This window comes from Eisenbergiella tayi (assembly GCF_001881565.1).
In the GTDB taxonomy this organism is placed as follows: domain Bacteria; phylum Bacillota; class Clostridia; order Lachnospirales; family Lachnospiraceae; genus Eisenbergiella; species Eisenbergiella tayi.
Map to the genome: position 1 here is coordinate 87,620 of NZ_MPDJ01000012.1, position 18,088 is coordinate 105,707.

The following is an 18,088-nucleotide window of genomic DNA, read 5'->3' on the forward strand; positions in this document are numbered from 1 at the left end:
TTATTCCAAGCATAAGGGAGATGAAAACGGATTGCAACCTACGCTTCGTGGAGAGGTACAGTTAAAAATAAAGCCTACAACAAAACAACAGATGCATGGAAAGAAAACAACAAAAAACAAATATAAATCATGAGGTATTTATTGACATTTTGGACCGCAGCAACTATACTGATTATGGAAAACCACATAAAAGATGCCTGCTTTTGGGCAAAACATAAAACAGCGATATGCAGTACGATATAATGCCTTCCGGTATGAGAATTTTTCAGTATATGTTACCGGGAGAGAACTATGGAGGGAAATGCAGGATGAGCAGTAAATTCAACACCGATCCTACAGCCAAATCGGAACGTATCTCCAGGCTGGTTGAAAACCTGTACCGTAAGATGCCGGAAATTGAGCCGGACAGGGCGGTACTGCTGACGGAAAGCTACAGGGAGACGGAGGGCGAACCTATTATTATGCGCAGGGCCAAGGCCTTTGCCCATATTCTTGCCCATATTCCAATCACTATCCGTGAGGAAGAGCTTGTGGTGGGAAGCTCCACACTGGCGCCCAGAGGCTGCCAGACCTTCCCGGAATTTTCTTATGAATGGCTGGAAGCGGAATTCGATACGATCGAAAAAAGGAGTGCGGATCCCTTCTATATTTCCGAGGATACCAAGAAAAAATTACGGGAAGTACATAAATACTGGAAAGGGAAAACCACAAGCGAGCTTGCTCTTTCCTATATGGCGCCGGAAGCGGCAGCTGCGATTGAACATAATATCTTCACGCCGGGGAATTATTTTTATAATGGTGTGGGACATGTGACCGTCCAATATGAAAAAGTATTGGAAATCGGTCTGGAGGGCATTATCAGGGAAGCAGCCCGGGAACTGGCCGCCTGTAATGTGGGCGACGGGGACTATGCCAGAAAGCACTGCTTCCTGGAAGCTGTAATCATGAGCTGTGCCGCCGTTATCGGTTATGCAGGCCGTTATGCCGCACTTGCAAAACAGGAAGCCGAAGCCTGTACGGACAGGAAGAGAAAAGAGGAACTGCTGCAGATAGCTTCTGTCTGTGAAAGGGTGCCTGCCAGGGGAGCGCGCAGCTTCCATGAGGCCTGTCAGAGCTTCTGGTTTATCCAGCAGCTGCTTCAGATGGAATCCAGCGGGCATTCCATTTCTCCGGGACGTTTTGACCAGTATATGTATCCTTATTATCAGAAGGATATGGCAGAGGGAAAAATAACCAGGGATGAAGCCCAGGAACTGGTCGACTGTATCTGGGTAAAACTGAATGATCTGAATAAGGCGAGAGACGCCGCCAGTGCGGAAGGCTTTGCTGGCTACAGCCTGTTCCAGAATCTGATTGTGGGCGGCCAGAATGAAAATGGAGAGGATGTGACCAATGATTTATCCTTCCTGTGTATCTGGGCCTCCGCCCATGTATTCCTCCCGCAGCCGTCCCTGTCCGTCAGGGTATGGAACTGTACGCCTCATGAACTTCTGGTGGAAGCGGCCAAACTGACAAGGACCGGAATCGGACTTCCGGCTTATTATAATGACGAGGTGATCATTCCCTCCCTGATGAACCGGGGGCTGACCCTGGAGGATGCCAGAACCTACAACATCATCGGCTGTGTGGAGCCGCAGAAGGCCGGCAAGACCGAAGGCTGGCATGACGCCGCATTTTTCAATATGTGCCGCCCGCTGGAGCTTGTTTTCTCCAACGGAAAAGATAAGGGAGAGCAGGTGGGGCTTGCCACCGGCCCTGTGGAACAGATGGGCACCTTTGAAGAATTTTATGATGCATACAAAAAACAGATGGAGTACTGTATCAGCCTGCTGGTAAATGCGGACAATGCTATCGATACCGCCCATGCGGACCGCTGTCCGCTGCCTTTCCTTTCCAGTATGGTTGATGATTGCATGAAGAGAGGGAAAACCGTTCAGGAAGGCGGCGCTGTTTATAATTTCACAGGCCCTCAGGGCTTCGGAATCGCCAATGTGGCGGATTCCCTGTATGCAGTCAGAAAGCTGGTATTTGAAGAAAAGAAAGTGACCCTTTCGGAATATAAGAAAGCCCTTGCACTGAATTTCGGAAAAGGATTTGATTCCATCACCGTTCAGGAGATGACGGAAGAGATAATCAAAGAACTCGCGAAGGCGGGACAGCAGCCCAGCCAGGCTCAGATTGCCGGTATCGTAAAAGGAATTATGAATACGGAAATTCCCGACAAGGACAGAGAGCTTTGTGAAAAGCTGCTTGCCATGATTGACGAAATCCCCAAATACGGCAATGATATCGAAGAAGTGGATTCCTTTGCCAGAGAGGTGGCCTACACCTATACCAAGCCCCTCCAAAATTACAGGAATCCCAGGGGCGGGATTTTCCAGGCAGGCCTGTACCCTGTGTCTGCAAATGTGCCGCTGGGAGCCCAGACAGGGGCTACCCCGGATGGACGTCTTGCCCATACCCCTGTGGCGGACGGCGTTTCTCCTACGGCAGGCAGAGACATCCATGGCCCTACGGCGACGGCAAATTCCGTTTCCAAACTGGATCACGGCATAGCTTCCAACGGAACTCTGCTGAACCAGAAATTCCATCCTTCCGCATTGAGCGGGGATGAGGGGCTGAATAATTTCGTGGCTCTTATCCGTTCTTATTTTGATCAGAAGGGAAGCCATATGCAGTTTAACGTAGTGGACAGAAATACGCTGCTGGATGCCCAGAAGTATCCGGAAAAGTATCAGCATCTGGTAGTGCGTGTGGCAGGCTACAGCGCCCTCTTTACCACCTTGTCGCGTTCTCTGCAGGATGATATCATCCGCAGGACGGAGCAGGGGTTCTGATGGCAGGAAGAGAGGAAAGTGAAATGGATTACCTTGATACAACCGGCCGTATTTTTGACATACAGCGTTATTCCATTCATGACGGCAGAGGGATCCGCACCATTGTATTCCTGAAAGGCTGTGTCCTGCGGTGCCGGTGGTGCTGTAATCCGGAGTCCCAGGAATACGGGATACAGACCATGATGGTGCAGGGAAAGCCGAAGATTATCGGTGAGGATGTAACGGTCCGGACGGTAATGGAAACGGTGGTAAAGGATCGGCCTTATTACAGACGTTCCGGAGGAGGCCTCACTCTTTCCGGAGGAGAAAGCCTGTGTCAGGCGGATTTTGCGGCGGCGCTGCTGCGTGCGGCAAAGGAAGCCGGAATCAATACGGCGATGGAAAGCATGGCCTGCGCTCCTATGGAGACTATCGACAAGCTCCTTCCCTGGCTGGATCAGTATCTGATGGATATCAAACATATGGACAGCGGGAAGCATAAGGAATTTACGGGAAAAGGCAATGAACTGATGCTGGAGAATGCCCGTAAGATCGCGGAGAGCGGGAAGACGGAGCTGGTTATCCGGGTGCCGGTTATCCCCACCTTTAATGACACGGAAAAGGAAATCGAAGAAATTGCAAGGTTTTCGGATACCCTGCCCGGCGTGAAGCGTATTCACCTGCTTCCTTACCATCGGCTGGGACAGGATAAGTATGAAGGCCTGGGCCGGGAATATCTGATGAAGGATATTCTTCCGCCTGCGAATGAACATATGGAAAGCCTGAAAAGGGCAGTGGAACGGGTGAGCAGCCTGGACTGCCATATTGGCGGCTGAGTGTGAAAAGAATTATGGAATTCATGTCCGCTGAAGCGGACAAGGAGTATAAAAATGGAATTTGAAAATTATAATCCGGAAAGAAAACAGAGAATTGTCCAGGAACTGGTTCCGGGCAAACAGATTACGCTGGCCCATATCATCGCCAGTCCTGACGGGGAGCTGTATGAGAAACTCGGGCTGGATCCGAGAGTGGAGCTGGACCGGGCGGCTATCGGGATCATGACGGTAACCCCGGCGGAAACGGCTATTATCATGGCGGATATCGCCATCAAATCTTCCGGCGTGTCTCTGGGCTTTGTGGATCGCTTCAGCGGTTCCCTGATCGTGACCGGAACGGTGTCTCAGGTGGAGGCGTCCACTATGGCGATTCTGGAGTATACGGCAGACAAACTGGGTTATGAAGTCTGCGGCATAACACGGACATGAAAAAGATCATTCTTATCGGAAGGAGCGGCGCGGGGAAAACCACTCTGACACAGGCCCTGAAGGGGGAAGAAATCAAATACCACAAAACCCAGTATGTGAACTATTTCGAGTGTATTATTGATACCCCCGGGGAATATGCCCAGACCCATGAACTGGGATATGCGCTGGCGCTGTATTCCTACGAGGCGGATGTGGTGGGGCTTCTGCTGTCCGCCACGGAACCCTACTCCCTGTATCCTCCCAACATTACCTGCATGGTAAACCGGGAAGTGGTGGGAATTGTGACCCAGATCAATGAACCGAAGGCCGATCCGGAAAGAGCTGCCAGATGGCTCCGGCTTTCCGGCTGCAAAAAGATTTTTTACGTGGATTCCACAGTGGGAACGGGCGTTCCGGACATCCTTTCTTATCTGAGAGAAGAGGAAACGGAAGAAATCAGTACAAACAACAAAAACAACAGTTGAAAAACTGGATAAAACAAATAAAAACCACATGAGAAATGTTGACATGTGTTGTATTTGGGGCTATAATGAACAGGAAAAGCAGTCAGAATTTTATCATTCAGAATACGCATAAGGATGCGGACATATTTTTACGCCGCGGGAAGGCGGCAGAATGGAGGAAATAATGCAGAACGAGTATGAACTTAAGAAATTGATGTGTGACATCGGAAAGAGAATCTATGACCGTAACATGGTGGCGGCCAATGACGGCAACATTTCCGTAAAGCTCAATGACAATGAATTCCTTTGCACCCCCACAGGTGTTTCCAAAGGCTTTATGACACCTGATTTCATCTGCAAGGTGGATGCACAGGGAAATGTAATCCAGGCGAACAAGGGCTTCCGTCCTTCTTCCGAAATTAAGATGCATATGCGTGTATATCAGAAACGTCCTGACGTGGGAGCCGTGGTACATGCCCATCCTACATTTGCAACCTCCTTCGCTATTGCAGGTATCCCGCTTACACAGCCTATCATGCCGGAAGCGGTTATCGCTTTGGGATGTGTTCCGATTGCTGAGTACGGCACCCCTTCCACAACGGAAATTCCCGACAACGTGGAAAAATACCTTCCTTACTATGATGCGGTTCTGCTGGAAAGCCATGGCGCCCTTACATGGAGCACTGATTTGACAGCGGCTTATATGAAGATGGAATCCGTGGAATTTTATGCAGAGCTTCTGTACAAGTCCAGAATGCTGGGCGGACCGAAGGAATTCGATCAGGCTACGATTGAGAAACTGTACGAAATCAGAAGAAAAATGGGTCTGCCCGGAAAGCATCCCGCAGATCTGTGCCAGAATAAGGGCAGGAAAAACTGCCATAACTGCGGAAACGGCTGTGGTTCCGTATCCTCCCCCGCATCCAAGGATGTAAGCGAAGATATGGTAGCTGAAATCGTAAAAAAGGTCATGGAGCAGATAAAATAATGGACGAAGAGCTGATTGCAAGAACTGTCCGCGAAGTCCTGCAGGAGATAGGCCGTATGGAAGCATCTGCGGAGAATTCCGTATCCATGGATGCGAAGACGGCTGTGAATGGATATATCCATGGATACATCCATGGAATGTCTCTCAGGCTGGCCGAAGCGCTGGCGGCAAAGGTGGAGGAAAAGGCAGAAGAGCTGGGAATGCGGGTAGTTACCGCCGTCGCGGACGAAGCCGGACATCCGAAGCTGGTGCGCAGTATGGACGGAGCTTACATAGGAAGTCTGGATGTGGCGGTGAATAAGGCTTATACATGCGCGGCTTTTCAGATGTCCACTGCGGTGCTGGGAGAGCTTGCCCGGCCGGGTGAACCTCTTTACGGCATCCAGCATACGAACGGCGGCAGGATTGTGATTTTCGGCGGCGGGGAACCGCTTGTATATAACGGCAAAATAATAGGAGCTCTCGGCGTCAGCGGCGGAACAGCCGAACAGGACACCAGCCTCGCGGCTTATGGAGCGTCCTTGTTGAAGGAGGTAATCTCGTGCCTGTAAGTGAAAGTATGGTACAGGATATTGTGAAGGAAGTGGTTGCCAGAATGCAGCTTTCCGGCAGTGCCGGGACAGCACAGCACGGCGTGTTCACAGATATGAACCAGGCGATTGAAGCGGCGAAGGAAGCGGAAGCCAAAGTACGCTGCATGACCATGGATCAGCGTGAACAGATCGTCTCCAATATCCGCAGAAAGACTCACGAGAACGCGGAGCTTCTTGCCCGTATGGGTGTGGAAGAAACCGGAATGGGCAACGTGGGCGACAAGATTTTAAAGCATCACCTTCTGGCGGACAAAACCCCCGGAACGGAAGATATAACAACGACGGCATGGTCGGGGGACAGAGGACTTACCCTGATCGAGATGGGGCCCTTTGGCGTTATCGGAGCCATTACTCCCTGCACCAATCCCAGTGAAACCGTCCTGTGCAACAGCATGGGCATGATAGCGGCAGGAAACACAGTAGTATTCAACCCTCATCCCCAGGCAATCAAAACTTCTATTTTTGCCATCAACATGGTAAATGAAGCTTCCCTTGAGGCAGGAGGGCCGGATAATGTAGCCTGTACGGTGACCAGGCCCACACTGGAAACAAGCAATATCATGATGAAGCATAAAGATATCCCTCTGATTGCCGCGACAGGAGGACCGGGAGTTGTTACCGCGGTTCTTTCCTCCGGAAAAAGAGGAATCGGCGCCGGGGCAGGAAATCCGCCCGCACTGGTGGATGAGACTGCCGATGTGAGAAAAGCGGCGGCCGATATCGTAAACGGATGTACCTTTGATAATAATCTCCCCTGTATAGCGGAGAAGGAAATTGTGGCCGTGGACAGCGTGGCCGATGAACTGATGAATTATATGATCAGCGAACAGGGATGCTACCTGATTTCCAAAGAGGAGCAGGATAAACTCACCGCGACTGTGATAACCCCTAAGGGGCTGAACCGGAAATGCGTGGGAAGGGATGCCAGAACACTTCTTTCCATGATCGGCATTCAGGCTCCGGAAAATATCCGCTGCATCGTTTTTGAAGGGGAAAAAGAACATCCGCTGATTGCAGAAGAGCTGATGATGCCTATCCTGGGACTGGTAAGGGCAAAGGATTTTGACGATGCGGTTGAAAAGGCCGTCTGGCTGGAACACGGCAACCGTCATTCCGCTCATATCCATTCCAAAAACGTGGATAACATCACCAAATATGCCAAGGCAATTGATACGGCGATTCTGGTTAAGAACGCACCTTCCTATGCGGCTTTGGGATTCGGAGGAGAAGGCTTCTGTACCTTCACCATTGCCAGCAGGACCGGTGAGGGCCTGACGAGCGCAAGCACCTTCACTAAGAGAAGAAGATGCGTCATGTCAGACAGCCTCTGCATCCGCTAAAGGGCAGAACGTGCAGACATGCCGGTAAAAAAGGCATGTACGCCGGAAGGCAGGAAAGGAAAAGAAAATGGACGTTAATGCAACAAATATAGAAGAGATTGTAAGACAGGTCCTTAATAGCATGGAAGGGCATACCGGCGCGGGAAAAAGCGTATCCGGAAATGTGGCGGGAGAAATCCCGAAAACAGCCCGTGTTGCCATGCTTACAAGCCTGGAGCATTATGACATTAAAGAATTCCCCATCCCCGAGGTAGGGGATGACGATATCCTTGTTAAAGTGGAGGGCTGCGGTATCTGCGGTACCGACGCCCATGAATTCAAAAAAGATCCCTTCGGACTGATTCCCGTAGCCCTCGGACATGAGGGAACCGGTGAAATCGTAAAGATGGGGAAAAACGTAAAGAAAGACAGTGCCGGAAATGATCTGAAGATAGGAGACAAGGTTGTAACCTGTATGATTTTCAAGGATAACCCGGATATCACCATGTTCGATCTGAACAAGCAGAACGTGGGAGGCGCGGATGTTTACGGCCTGCTTCCCGATGACGATATCCATCTCAACGGCTGGTTTTCCGATTATCTTTTCATCAGGGGAGGCTCCACCGTATTTAAGGTAAGCGACCTGGATTTATATTCCAGAATCCTGATAGAGCCCTGCGCCGTTCTGATTCATGCGGTGGAAAGAGCGAAATCAACCGGTATCCTCCGGTTCAACAGCAGGGTAGTGGTACAGGGCTGCGGTCCTATCGGCCTGATTTGTATCGCCATTCTCCGTACGATGGGAATCAATCATATCGTAGCTGTAGACGGAGAAGAAAAACGTCTGGAATTCGCTAAGGAAATGGGTGCGTCCGATACGGTAAACTTCAAGGATCATAAGGGCATTGAAGCTCTTGCAGGAGCGGTGGAAGCCAAATTTGACGGACATCTGGCAGATTTTGCATTCCAGTGCACCGGTTCTCCGTTTGCCCATGCTAATATTTACAAATTTATCCGCAACGGCGGAGGGCTCTGCGAGCTGGGATTCTTTATCAATGGCGGCGATGCCACCATTAATCCCCACTTTGACATCTGCTCCAAAGAAATCACAATCGTGGGCTCCTGGGTATATACTCTTCGGGATTACGCCACCACATTTGAATTCTTAAAGAGTGCGAAGAAGGCCGGGATTCCCATTGAGAAGCTCATTACCCACACCTTCCCGCTGGATGAAATCAATGAAGCGCACAGAACCAATCTGGCGATGAGCGGTCTGAAGATTGCGATTATCAATCAATAAACAGTGTTAGGAGGCGAAGCCCATGGGAGAAGCCGTAGGAATTTTGGAAGTATTTGGTCTGGTATGTGCATTTATGGCGGCAGATGCCGGATGTAAGGCAGGCAATGTGCGGCTGGAGCCTTTTGATAAAAATAAGCCGGCCAACGCAGACAGCCTTCCGGTCCCCCTGCTGGTAACCATCAAATTCAGAGGCAGCATATCCGACGTGGAAGCTGCCATGGAAGCGGGAGAGCGGATGGCAAAAAGCCTTACCGGAGTCGTGCAGAAGCATATCATTCCCAGGCCCACAGAGGATACGGAAAAAATGTTGAAGCTCTGCGCATTTGACAAGTCATAACTGGTTATGTCACAATAAAAAAGAAATGTAAATTAGTGGAGGAAATTAAAATGGCACAGGAAGCATTGGGAATGATAGAAACAAGAGGTCTTACCGCAGCAATTGAAGCGGCGGATGCAATGACCAAATCAGCAGAGGTGACTCTGGTGGGAACAGAGAAAATCGGTTCCGGTCTGGTAACCGTTATGGTACGCGGCGATGTTGGAGCTGTTAAGGCTGCAGTAGAAAGCGGATCCGCAGCGGCAGGCAAGCTTGGCGAACTGGTAGCAGCACACGTAATTCCGAGACCGCATTCGGATGTAGAGAAGATTCTGCCTTCTATCTGATAATTAGGAGAAAACGTTCATGGGGAAATCATATGGCCTGATAGAAATAACAGGAGTGACAGCGGCGGTGGATGCCCTTGACATTATGTGCAAAGCGGCGGAAGTGACTCTGGCAACCTGGGAAAGAAAACTGGGCGGAAGGCTTGTAACCATTATTGTGGAAGGCGATGTGGCGGCGGTAACCGCAGCCGTGGAAGCGGCAGCTCATGCGATTAAACCGCTGGTGGCTTCCGGGGTGATTGCCAACCCCCATGAAGAGATTGTCGGATTGGTGAAGCGCAGTTCAAGCCGTTTTATGACCGCTTCCATAGAAGCCGGGGTTGAGGCTGAGAATCCGGCAGGAGGAATGCTTTCGGAGGAAAGCTATCTTCAGGAGGTATAGGCAAGGGGCAGCGCGCCCGCCTGCCTAATGCCGCTTTTGCCGTAGCTGCGGCAATGAGGAGGAATCATGCCAGACAGTAATAATAAAGATAAGACAACACAAAAGGAAGCCGGACAGAGTGCGGCAGCTTCAAAAAGCAGTACGATTAAAACAGCACGCAAAACAACGTCCGGGACAGTACAGAAAGCCGAAAAGGCGCAGATAAAAGAAGAACCAGTTGTTAAAAAGGAGGAAAAAAGAATGTCACAGGAAGCATTGGGAATGGTGGAAACAAGAGGTCTTGTTGCAGCAATTGAGGCAGCGGACGCTATGTGCAAGGCTGCAAATGTAGCTTTGGTAGGAACAGAGAAAATCGGTTCCGGTCTGGTAACCGTTATGGTACGCGGCGATGTAGGAGCTGTTAAATCCGCAGTGGAAGCAGGCGCAAGCAGCGCAGGCAGACTGGGCGAATTAGTGGCTACCCATGTAATCCCCAGACCTCACACTGATGTAGAGATGATTTTGCCCAAGGTAAAATAATTCTATAATCTGAAGAAAAGTGGGTGTGGCTGTGGAGACGAATCAAATTGAACTGATTACCAGATTGGTAATGGAAGCCATGGAGAAGGAACCTGCCGGAAACGGGTTTATGGTTCCCGTAGGAGTATCCGCCAGACATATACATCTTACCCAGGAGCATGTGGAAATCCTGTTCGGCCCCGGATACCATCTTACCAAAAAAAAGGATCTCATGGGCGGGCAGTTCGCTGCCAACGAGCAGGTGACCATAGTTGGGCTTAAGCTGCGGGCCATTGAAAACGTAAGGGTTTTAGGGCCTGTAAGGAAAGCCTCCCAGGTGGAAATTTCCGCTACGGACGCCATGAAGCTGGGAATCAAAGCCCCGATTCGGGAATCAGGCGACGTGGCAGGAAGCGCAGCGATCGCGGTGGTTGGGCCTCAGGGAGCAATCTATCTGAAGGAAGGCTGTATCGTGGCTATGAGACATATACATATGTCGCCCCGGGATGCGCAGGCAGCAGGGGTAAAGGACGGTGACTACGTTTCTGTAAAAGCAGACAACGAACGGGGAACTGTTTTTGACCACGTTAAAATCCGTGTGGATGACAGCTTTACGCTGGAAATGCATATCGATACGGATGAAGCGAATGCGAGCAGGATCGCTACCGGAGATACCGTAAAAATTGTCCGCTGATGGAGTTGTTAACCGTCTCCCGGTATTCTTATTCTTTTTGTCTGGAATACCGGGAGATTTTTTTAACAGGCTGCCGAGGCAGGGGAAAGAGGAAATATGATAGTCGGTAAAGTAACAGGAAGCATTGTTTCCACGAGAAAAAGTGAGAAGCTGATAGGAAATAAATTGATGATTGTAGAGCCTCTGGAGTCGATGAAAAGCCATGCGGACAGACTGGTGGCTATCGATAATATCGGCGCAGGAATCGGAGAATACGTGCTTGTAGCCCAGGGAAGCGCGGCCAGGATCGGCTGTGATATGGAAGACGCCCCTGTGGATGCCGCAATAGTGGGAATCATTGATGATGCCAGCAGATTAGTGTGATTCCGGGAAAGTGGAGCAGGCTATGGATTGTAAAGACTTAAGCAGTATGATAAAAGAAAATGGGATAGTGGGCGCAGGCGGCGCAGGCTTTCCCACCTATATGAAAATTGATGAACGTGCTCAGATCATATTATTGAACTGCGCGGAGTGTGAACCGCTTCTGAAGCTGCACAGACAGCTTCTTGAAAAGTATGCGCAGGAAATACTGGAAACATTCCAGCTGGTGGCGGATACCGTGGGAGCGGAACAGGCCATCGTAGGAATCAAAGGCGAATATAAGGACACTGTGGCGGCATTAAACAGGTGCATTCACCGTTTCCCTAAGGTATCACTGCAGCTTCTTGACAGCGTATATCCTATGGGGGATGAGGTAGTGCTCATTTATGAGGCGACCGGAAGGGTTGTCAGGCCAGGGGGTCTTCCCATAGAAGAAGGCATTGCTGTCTTCAATGTAGAAACGATGTATAATATTTACAGGGCTTTGAAAAAAAATAAGCCCGTTACGGATAAGCTGGTAACCATAGTGGGTGAGGTGGAAAGTCCGGTGACCATCCGTGTTCCTCTGGGAACGGCGCTGCAAACCTGTGTGGAATTTGCGGGCGGTGCGACGACAGCGGATCCGGTCTTTCTGGTGGGCGGCCCTATGATGGGAAACATCAAAGGGGCGGATTCTCCGGTGACCAAAACGACCAACGCGGTGCTGGTGCTCCCGAAAGAACATTCCCTGATTCAGAAGAAAAACCAGAATCCGGCGATAGGCCTGAAGCGTGCTGCATCTGCCTGCTGTCAGTGCCAGGCGTGTACGGACTTATGTCCAAGGCATGCGCTGGGACATCCAATCGAACCTCATAAGTTCATGCGTGCGGCCGCGAACAGGGATTTCAGGGATGCCAATCCTTTTGTGAATACGTTTTTCTGCAGCTCCTGCGGTTTATGCGAGCTGTATTCCTGCCCGCAGGGCCTGGCTCCGAGAAGCCTGATGGCTGAATATAAGACTGGCCTGAGAAAAGCGGGATTAAAGCCTCCCGCGGACGTACTTCCCACCCCGGTGAGAGAGTCCAGAGAATACCGTAAGGCTCCGGAAGAACGGCTGGAGGCGAGATTAGGGCTGTCTGCTTATGACAGGGAAGCGCCTATTGAGGATGAAGTGAAAAAGGTGAATGTGGTGGTTATCCCTTTAAACCAGCATATCGGTGCGCCGGCGGAGCCGGTGGTATCCGTGGGAGATGCGGTGGAAAGAGGACAGATAATAGCGGCTGCGGCCAAAGGATTAAGCGTTCCGATTCATGCATCCGTCAGCGGTAAAGTAACCAAAGTGGGCGGCGGTGAGATCACTCTGACTGTGTCATAATCATCAGAAAAGCGGCGAAACGCGCAGATGAGAGGTAAAGATATATGAGCAAGGCTATTGGCATGATTGAATTTAAGACGGTTTCCGCGGGCATTACCGCTGCGGATGCGATGGTAAAGACGGCGGATGTGGAGCTTCTGGAGGCACAGACGGTCTGCCCGGGTAAATATATTGCTTTAATCAGCGGATCCTTAAGCGCGGTGAATGCGGCGGTGGAAGCTGCAGGAAAGGTGAGGGAGGAGGAGCTGATAGACAGCTTCGTCCTTGGCAATCCTCATGAAAGTATCTTCCCGGCTATTTACGGGGCTACGCAGATTGATAAGATCAGCGCCTTCGGCATACTGGAAACCTACGATGCGGCATCTATTATTGTAGCTGCCGATGTGGCGGCCAAAACAGCTATTGTGGATCTGATTGAACTCCGTATCGCCAAGGGAATGTGCGGGAAATCATATCTGATATTGACCGGAGAGGTTGCGGCGGTGGAAGCAGCCATAGAAAAAGCAAAACAATCAGTGGCAGGCAATGGAATGTATCTGGATTCTTCCGTGATTGCCCATCCGGACGAACAGATCTGCCGTTCCATTTTATAAGGCATATAAGGAAGGGTTGCTTATGTTAGCAGTAGAAAGAAGAAATCTGATTCTCGAAAAGCTGCAGGAAGATAAAAAGGTTATTGTCAGCGAGCTCAGCCAGGAGTTCCAGGTGTCCGAGGAGACTATCCGAAGGGATTTGGATAAGCTGGATAAGGATGGGCTGGCGGTAAAAAGCTATGGCGGGGCGGTATTAAATGAAAATACCAGCCTGGATATGCCCTTTAATATCCGAAAGAAAAATAATCCTGCGGGAAAGCAGAAAATAGCAAAGATTGTAGAGACTCTCATCGAAGACGGCGATCATATCATACTGGATCCCAGCACCACCGCTGTGTTCATTGCCAAAGCGCTGAAGCAGAAGGAGCGCCTGACAGTAATCACCAATTCCATCGAAGTGATACTGGAGCTTTCCGATGTGGCGGACTGGAATATCATTTCCTCCGGCGGAAGCCTGAAGGAAGGGTATCTGGCGCTGGTTGGGCCGAGGGCCATTGAAGGCCTTGGGGCTTTTAACGTGGAAAAGGTGGTTCTTTCCTGTAAGGGCTTGGATATGGAAAAAGGGATTACGGACGGAAATGAACTTTTTTCCCAGGCGAAGCAGACCATGCTGAAATCAGCCAAGCAATGTATCCTGGCTGTGGATCACACCAAATTCGGAAAGGTTGCTTTTTCCAAAATCTGTGATATCAATCATATCCATATGGTGGTTACCGATGAAAAGCCGTCTGATACCTGGCTTGAGCTTTTTGAACGTTCCGGCATCACCTGCCTGTATCCTGAGAACTGACCGAATCATGTGACAGGCGGTAGGAGCGCGGCGTCATACCGAACTGCGCCCTGAATATCCGGTGAAAATAACTTGTGTTGTCATAACCCACAGACGCTATAATTTCCTCCACGGGAAGTGTTGTTGTGGTGAGCAGAAAGGCTGACTGGTTCAGCCTTTTTGTCTGCAGTAAATTCTTGAAAGTCTTTCCTGTCATCCGGCTGATCAGCCTGCTTAAATAATAAGCCGGTTCCTTCAGCTGCGCGGAGAGTTCGTCCAGCGTGGCTGTCTTATAATTTTCCTCCACATATTTCATGGCGGTGAACACCATATTCTGTTCGTGCTGCCCGGGATCGTCCTGATTGATCTTATCCGTATGGTTTAAAAGCTGGATAAACAGAAGCCCCATGGTAGTCTGGTTGATGTTCCTGCGGTTAGGCTGGCGGTAAACCAAAGACCAGATGAGATTTTCCACCAGGTTCTGTATCGGCAGGACCTGACTGACATGGAAATGCAGGTAATCCGTAAAGCTGCGGTTCTTTTTCAGGGCTCCCACCAGAAATTCCTGCAGGGCACTTCGTTCATCTATCATAAGAAAGGTCCTGTCAAAAAACTCGGGAAGCACAATAAAATTTACGGCGATGTCCTCTTTCCCGGCAGGCAGGATTTCCTGTGTGGCATTCTGATTCAGAAACAAGAGATCACCGGTATCCAGAGTGACTTTTGTGGTGTCATTGATGATGTGGGTGGTGGTTCCGCTGCACATGTAAATGATTTCAATATAATTATGCTTGTGGCGCGGGAAGTGCACAAAACGGGTATGAGGCCTGATATCAATCAATTTCCCGGCATCCAGCATCTGGCTTCCGTCCACGATAAAATCATCGGCGGCTGTATAAATACTTTTCTGCACTTCCGTCTCTCCCGCAAGGATTTGTTCTTCTTCCGGTGAAATCACCTTCAGTTTATCTAAAAGTTCCTGGTTCATCGTTTCCCTTCCTTTATACGCGTATATACTATTGCCATTTTATCATTTCAGGCAGAGTAAGTCAAAGAAGCTGTAAAGAAAGCACCTGCAAATAAGGACGGTAAATTTGCAATCACCGTCCTAAAAAAAAGAACGGCAAAGGAGTATAATAGACTCAGTGAAGTCGGGATTACAAAGAGTGGCGCCAAGTCACGGGAAGGAAGGGGAAGATTATGGCTGAATATTATCTTGCGGTAGATATCGGAGCTTCCAGCGGCCGGCATATTCTGGGGCATCTGGAAAACGGCAGAATAGAGTTGGAAGAGGTCTACCGGTTTGAAAACGGTATGGATAAAAAGGACGGTCATCTGTGCTGGAATATCCCCAGGCTGTTTGAAGAGATCAAAGCGGGGCTGAAGGCCTGCAAGGCGGCGGGAAAAGTGCCTAAGTCCATGGGAATTGATACCTGGGCGGTGGATTATGTGCTGCTTGATGGGGAGAACAGGATACTGGGCAATACATATGGCTACAGAGACGGAAGAACAAAAGGAATGGATAAGGAGGTTTACAGGATCATTCCTGAGGATGCCCTGTACGCCAGAACCGGTATCCAGAAGCAGATTTTCAATACGATTTATCAGCTGATGGCGGTGAAACAGCAGGAACCGGAAAACATGGAAAAGGCGGAATGGCTGCTGATGCTTCCCGATTATTTCCATTTCCTGCTCACAGGAAATAAGATGTCTGAATATACCAATGCAACATCCACACAGCTTGTCAGCCCGGAAACCAGGCAATGGGACTGCGAGCTGATTGAGAGGCTGGGCTATAAGCCCTCGATATTCCGGCCGCTTCACATGCCCGGAACGGTGGTGGGGCCTTTTTCCAAAGAAGTGGAGGAAGAAGTGGGCTTCTCCTGCGAGGTGGTAATGCCTGCCACGCACGATACGGCATCCGCGGTCATTTCCGTGCCGACGCTTACGGAGGACTGCCTTTACATAAGCTCCGGGACATGGTCCCTGATGGGAATTGAAAATGACAGAGCTATCTGTACGCCGGAAAGCAGAAAGAGGAACTTTACAAATGAGGGCGGTTATGAATACCGTTTCCGTTATCTGAAGAATATCATGGGGCTCTGGATGATACAGTCCGTCCGCCATGAACTGGAGGATAAATATTCCTTTGCCCGGCTTTGTGAGATGGCGGAGAAGGAAAGTGATTTCCCTTCCCGCGTAGATGTTAATGACGACGCTTTTCTTGCGCCTGATAATATGACGGAGGCGATCAAGACTTACTGCAAAAAGCATGGATGGAAGGAACCGGAAACGGTCGGACAGATTGCCGCAGTTATTTACCAGAGCCTGGCGGACAGCTATGCTGAGACCGTCCGGGAAATTGAATCGCTGACAGGAAGGCATTTTGAGGCTGTTAATATCGTGGGAGGCGGTTCCAATGCGGCCTATCTGAACCAGCTTACCGCGGATAAATCCGGCCGCACCGTTTACGCCGGGCCGGGAGAAGCGACGGCTATCGGCAATCTGGCGGTACAGATGCTGAAGGATAATCAATTTGCAGGACTTGCACAGGTCAGGGCATGTATTTATGAATCCTTCGGTGTGGAAAAGTATGATCCCAGCTGACAGCAGGCAGGTATTAAGAATAGCAGGAATGGAGCAGTGCCGGAGGGCAGTAATCTGAAAATAGAAAACAGAAAGCACGTGTCAAAAACGTGTTGTCCGAAAAGGACGGAAAGGAGAATTCATGAACGTAAAAGAGAGATATGAATCCGCAAAAGAAATGTATGCGGCAGTGGGGGTAGATACGGACAAGGCCGTGGAAACTCTGGAGAAAATTGCAATTTCCATGCACTGCTGGCAGGGGGATGACGTAACCGGTTTTGACCAGAAGGGGCCTCTTACCGGAGGAATCCAGGCTACCGGAAATTATCCCGGAAAGGCAAGGACACCGGAAGAGCTGATGGCGGATATTGATAAAGTATTCAGCCTGGTGCCCGGTAAGCATAAACTGAACCTGCATGCCAGCTATGCGATTTTTGAGGACGGCGAATTCGCGGACAGAGATAAGCTGGAGCCCAAACATTTTAAGAAATGGGTGGATTTTGCCAAAGAAAGAGGAATCGGCCTGGATTTCAACCCTACCTTCTTTTCACACAGCAAGGTAGTGGACGGACTCACTTTATCCAGCCCTATTGATGAAGTCCGCAGCTTCTGGATTGAGCATGGAAAAGCATGTGTCCGCATTTCCCAGTATTTTGCTGAGGAGCTCGGAATCCCCTGCGCCATGAATATCTGGATTCCTGACGGCTATAAGGATATCCCCGCAGACAGAATGGGCCCCAGAGCCAGATTTAAAGATTCCCTGGATCAGATTTTATCCATTCCTTATGATAAATCCAAGGTACTGGTATGCCTGGAATCCAAGGTGTTCGGCATCGGACTGGAATCCTATACCGTAGGATCCAGTGAATTCACCATTAATTATGCAGCTAACAACGACATTATAAGCCTGATGGATAACGGACATTATCATCCTACGGAGCTTGTATCCGATAAGATTTCTTCCATGCTTCTGTTTAATGAAAAAATTGCCCTTCATGTAACAAGGCCGGTACGCTGGGACAGCGACCATGTAGTGCTGTTTGATGATGAGACAAGGGAAATTGCAAAGGAAATCGTGAGAAATGATGCTATCGACCGTGTCCTTCTTGCCCTGGATTTCTTCGATGCCAGCATCAACCGTATTTCCGCATGGACGGTTGGCATGAGAAATATGCAGAAAGCCCTTCTGTATGCCCTTGTTTCTCCGAATAAAAAATTCAAAGAGCTTCAGGATACCAATCAGTTTACCGAGCTGATGGCTATGCAGGAAGAAATGAAGATATATCCTTTCGGCGATGTATGGGATTATTTCTGCGAGAAGAACAATGTGCCTGTCAAAGGGGAATGGTTCAAAGAAGTGAAGAAGTATGAAGAGGAAGTTCTTTCTAAAAGAGCATAAGACATCAGGAGAATAACCTTGGGAATATCCGAAAAAAAGTATCTGGCAGGGTGAGGATATTTTTGC

General features: G+C 49.7%; 20 protein-coding genes. 19 read left to right on the forward strand and 1 reads right to left on the reverse strand.

Annotated elements, in window-relative coordinates:
- Positions 1 to 308: 308 nt before the first annotated feature.
- The 17 genes from BLA28_RS29730 (at position 309) to BLA28_RS29810 (ending at position 14,058) form a co-directional block, all read left to right on the forward strand.
- Entirely contained in the window at positions 309 to 2,837 is a 2,529-nt protein-coding gene (locus BLA28_RS29730) for a glycyl radical protein (protein WP_069159437.1), read from the forward strand.
- A gap of 23 nt (positions 2,838 to 2,860) precedes the next feature.
- The gene (locus BLA28_RS29735; protein WP_069159438.1) at positions 2,861 to 3,652 is read left to right on the forward strand and encodes a glycyl-radical enzyme activating protein; all 792 of its coding nucleotides are present in this window, start codon (positions 2,861 to 2,863) and stop codon (positions 3,650 to 3,652) included.
- 54 nt (positions 3,653 to 3,706) lie between these two features.
- The gene (locus tag BLA28_RS29740; RefSeq protein WP_044972986.1) at positions 3,707 to 4,081 is read left to right on the forward strand and encodes a BMC domain-containing protein; all 375 of its coding nucleotides are present in this window, start codon (positions 3,707 to 3,709) and stop codon (positions 4,079 to 4,081) included.
- Positions 4,078 to 4,545, forward strand: coding sequence for a EutP/PduV family microcompartment system protein (locus BLA28_RS29745; protein ID WP_069159405.1), 468 nt, complete (start codon positions 4,078 to 4,080; stop codon positions 4,543 to 4,545). The genes BLA28_RS29740 and BLA28_RS29745 overlap by 4 nt, the downstream gene beginning before the upstream one ends.
- 163 nt (positions 4,546 to 4,708) lie before the next feature.
- The gene (locus tag BLA28_RS29750) at positions 4,709 to 5,512 is read left to right on the forward strand and encodes a class II aldolase/adducin family protein (RefSeq protein ID WP_009252941.1); all 804 of its coding nucleotides are present in this window, start codon (positions 4,709 to 4,711) and stop codon (positions 5,510 to 5,512) included.
- Entirely contained in the window at positions 5,512 to 6,063 is a 552-nt protein-coding gene (locus BLA28_RS29755; protein WP_069159406.1) for a GlcG/HbpS family heme-binding protein, read from the forward strand. Before BLA28_RS29750 ends, BLA28_RS29755 begins: the two co-directional genes overlap by 1 nt.
- Complete coding sequence (locus BLA28_RS29760) at positions 6,054 to 7,445, forward strand: aldehyde dehydrogenase family protein (protein ID WP_069159407.1); 1,392 nt, start codon at positions 6,054 to 6,056, stop codon at positions 7,443 to 7,445. Before BLA28_RS29755 ends, BLA28_RS29760 begins: the two co-directional genes overlap by 10 nt.
- Positions 7,446 to 7,512: 67 nt before the next feature.
- Positions 7,513 to 8,724: a zinc-dependent alcohol dehydrogenase gene (locus tag BLA28_RS29765; protein ID WP_069153535.1), complete on the forward strand. Its 1,212-nt coding sequence runs from the start codon at positions 7,513 to 7,515 to the stop codon at positions 8,722 to 8,724.
- 22 nt (positions 8,725 to 8,746) lie between these two features.
- Positions 8,747 to 9,061 (forward strand): BMC domain-containing protein, encoded by a 315-nt coding sequence (locus BLA28_RS29770; protein ID WP_009252937.1) that lies wholly within the window; start codon positions 8,747 to 8,749, stop codon positions 9,059 to 9,061.
- Between the two features lie 50 nt (positions 9,062 to 9,111).
- Positions 9,112 to 9,387, forward strand: coding sequence for a BMC domain-containing protein (locus tag BLA28_RS29775; RefSeq protein WP_009252936.1), 276 nt, complete (start codon positions 9,112 to 9,114; stop codon positions 9,385 to 9,387).
- A gap of 19 nt (positions 9,388 to 9,406) precedes the next feature.
- The gene (locus BLA28_RS29780) at positions 9,407 to 9,769 is read left to right on the forward strand and encodes a BMC domain-containing protein (RefSeq protein WP_069159408.1); all 363 of its coding nucleotides are present in this window, start codon (positions 9,407 to 9,409) and stop codon (positions 9,767 to 9,769) included.
- Between the two features lie 240 nt (positions 9,770 to 10,009).
- Positions 10,010 to 10,288: a BMC domain-containing protein gene (locus BLA28_RS33545; RefSeq protein WP_025483876.1), complete on the forward strand. Its 279-nt coding sequence runs from the start codon at positions 10,010 to 10,012 to the stop codon at positions 10,286 to 10,288.
- A gap of 70 nt (positions 10,289 to 10,358) precedes the next feature.
- Complete coding sequence (pduL, locus tag BLA28_RS29790) at positions 10,359 to 10,961, forward strand: phosphate propanoyltransferase (protein WP_390577024.1); 603 nt, start codon at positions 10,359 to 10,361, stop codon at positions 10,959 to 10,961.
- A gap of 96 nt (positions 10,962 to 11,057) precedes the next feature.
- Positions 11,058 to 11,324: a EutN/CcmL family microcompartment protein gene (locus BLA28_RS29795; RefSeq protein WP_009252932.1), complete on the forward strand. Its 267-nt coding sequence runs from the start codon at positions 11,058 to 11,060 to the stop codon at positions 11,322 to 11,324.
- 22 nt (positions 11,325 to 11,346) lie between these two features.
- Positions 11,347 to 12,675, forward strand: coding sequence for a 4Fe-4S dicluster domain-containing protein (locus BLA28_RS29800; protein ID WP_069159409.1), 1,329 nt, complete (start codon positions 11,347 to 11,349; stop codon positions 12,673 to 12,675).
- Positions 12,676 to 12,719: 44 nt separating this feature from the next.
- A complete protein-coding gene (locus BLA28_RS29805) occupies positions 12,720 to 13,268 on the forward strand; it encodes a BMC domain-containing protein (RefSeq protein ID WP_009252930.1) in 549 nt (182 codons plus the stop codon).
- Positions 13,269 to 13,290: 22 nt separating this feature from the next.
- Positions 13,291 to 14,058 carry a DeoR/GlpR family DNA-binding transcription regulator gene (locus BLA28_RS29810; protein ID WP_044972980.1) on the forward strand — a complete coding sequence of 256 codons (768 nt, stop codon included), beginning with the start codon at positions 13,291 to 13,293 and terminating at the stop codon, positions 14,056 to 14,058.
- Here the strand turns inward: BLA28_RS29810 and BLA28_RS29815 are convergent.
- Complete coding sequence (locus BLA28_RS29815; RefSeq protein WP_009252928.1) at positions 14,033 to 15,025, reverse strand: AraC family transcriptional regulator; 993 nt, start codon at positions 15,023 to 15,025, stop codon at positions 14,033 to 14,035. The genes BLA28_RS29810 and BLA28_RS29815 overlap by 26 nt on opposite strands.
- A gap of 212 nt (positions 15,026 to 15,237) precedes the next feature.
- Here BLA28_RS29815 and rhaB point away from each other — a divergent pair, with 212 nt between their 5' ends.
- The gene (gene rhaB, locus BLA28_RS29820; RefSeq protein WP_069159410.1) at positions 15,238 to 16,644 is read left to right on the forward strand and encodes a rhamnulokinase; all 1,407 of its coding nucleotides are present in this window, start codon (positions 15,238 to 15,240) and stop codon (positions 16,642 to 16,644) included.
- Between the two features lie 121 nt (positions 16,645 to 16,765).
- Positions 16,766 to 18,022, forward strand: a complete 1,257-nt coding sequence (locus BLA28_RS29825; RefSeq protein ID WP_069159411.1) for an L-rhamnose isomerase — start codon at positions 16,766 to 16,768, stop codon at positions 18,020 to 18,022.
- Positions 18,023 to 18,088 lie beyond the last annotated feature (66 nt).

What these genes read in the sequence shown, in the direction of transcription:
- BLA28_RS29730 (WP_069159437.1), top strand. Translation starts at nt 309, where the DNA reads ATGAGCAGTAAATTCAACACCGATCCTACAGCCAAATCGGAACGTATC.
- BLA28_RS29735 (WP_069159438.1), top strand. Translation starts at nt 2,861, where the DNA reads ATGGATTACCTTGATACAACCGGCCGTATTTTTGACATACAGCGTTAT.
- BLA28_RS29740 (WP_044972986.1), top strand. Translation starts at nt 3,707, where the DNA reads ATGGAATTTGAAAATTATAATCCGGAAAGAAAACAGAGAATTGTCCAG.
- BLA28_RS29745 (WP_069159405.1), top strand. Translation starts at nt 4,078, where the DNA reads ATGAAAAAGATCATTCTTATCGGAAGGAGCGGCGCGGGGAAAACCACT.
- BLA28_RS29750 (WP_009252941.1), top strand. Translation starts at nt 4,709, where the DNA reads ATGCAGAACGAGTATGAACTTAAGAAATTGATGTGTGACATCGGAAAG.
- BLA28_RS29755 (WP_069159406.1), top strand. Translation starts at nt 5,512, where the DNA reads ATGGACGAAGAGCTGATTGCAAGAACTGTCCGCGAAGTCCTGCAGGAG.
- BLA28_RS29765 (WP_069153535.1), top strand. Translation starts at nt 7,513, where the DNA reads ATGGACGTTAATGCAACAAATATAGAAGAGATTGTAAGACAGGTCCTT.
- BLA28_RS29770 (WP_009252937.1), top strand. Translation starts at nt 8,747, where the DNA reads ATGGGAGAAGCCGTAGGAATTTTGGAAGTATTTGGTCTGGTATGTGCA.
- BLA28_RS29775 (WP_009252936.1), top strand. Translation starts at nt 9,112, where the DNA reads ATGGCACAGGAAGCATTGGGAATGATAGAAACAAGAGGTCTTACCGCA.
- BLA28_RS29780 (WP_069159408.1), top strand. Translation starts at nt 9,407, where the DNA reads ATGGGGAAATCATATGGCCTGATAGAAATAACAGGAGTGACAGCGGCG.
- BLA28_RS33545 (WP_025483876.1), top strand. Translation starts at nt 10,010, where the DNA reads ATGTCACAGGAAGCATTGGGAATGGTGGAAACAAGAGGTCTTGTTGCA.
- pduL (WP_390577024.1), top strand. Translation starts at nt 10,359, where the DNA reads ATGGAAGCCATGGAGAAGGAACCTGCCGGAAACGGGTTTATGGTTCCC.
- BLA28_RS29795 (WP_009252932.1), top strand. Translation starts at nt 11,058, where the DNA reads ATGATAGTCGGTAAAGTAACAGGAAGCATTGTTTCCACGAGAAAAAGT.
- BLA28_RS29800 (WP_069159409.1), top strand. Translation starts at nt 11,347, where the DNA reads ATGGATTGTAAAGACTTAAGCAGTATGATAAAAGAAAATGGGATAGTG.
- BLA28_RS29805 (WP_009252930.1), top strand. Translation starts at nt 12,720, where the DNA reads ATGAGCAAGGCTATTGGCATGATTGAATTTAAGACGGTTTCCGCGGGC.
- BLA28_RS29810 (WP_044972980.1), top strand. Translation starts at nt 13,291, where the DNA reads ATGTTAGCAGTAGAAAGAAGAAATCTGATTCTCGAAAAGCTGCAGGAA.
- BLA28_RS29815 (WP_009252928.1), bottom strand. Translation starts at nt 15,025, where the DNA reads ATGAACCAGGAACTTTTAGATAAACTGAAGGTGATTTCACCGGAAGAA.
- rhaB (WP_069159410.1), top strand. Translation starts at nt 15,238, where the DNA reads ATGGCTGAATATTATCTTGCGGTAGATATCGGAGCTTCCAGCGGCCGG.
- BLA28_RS29825 (WP_069159411.1), top strand. Translation starts at nt 16,766, where the DNA reads ATGAACGTAAAAGAGAGATATGAATCCGCAAAAGAAATGTATGCGGCA.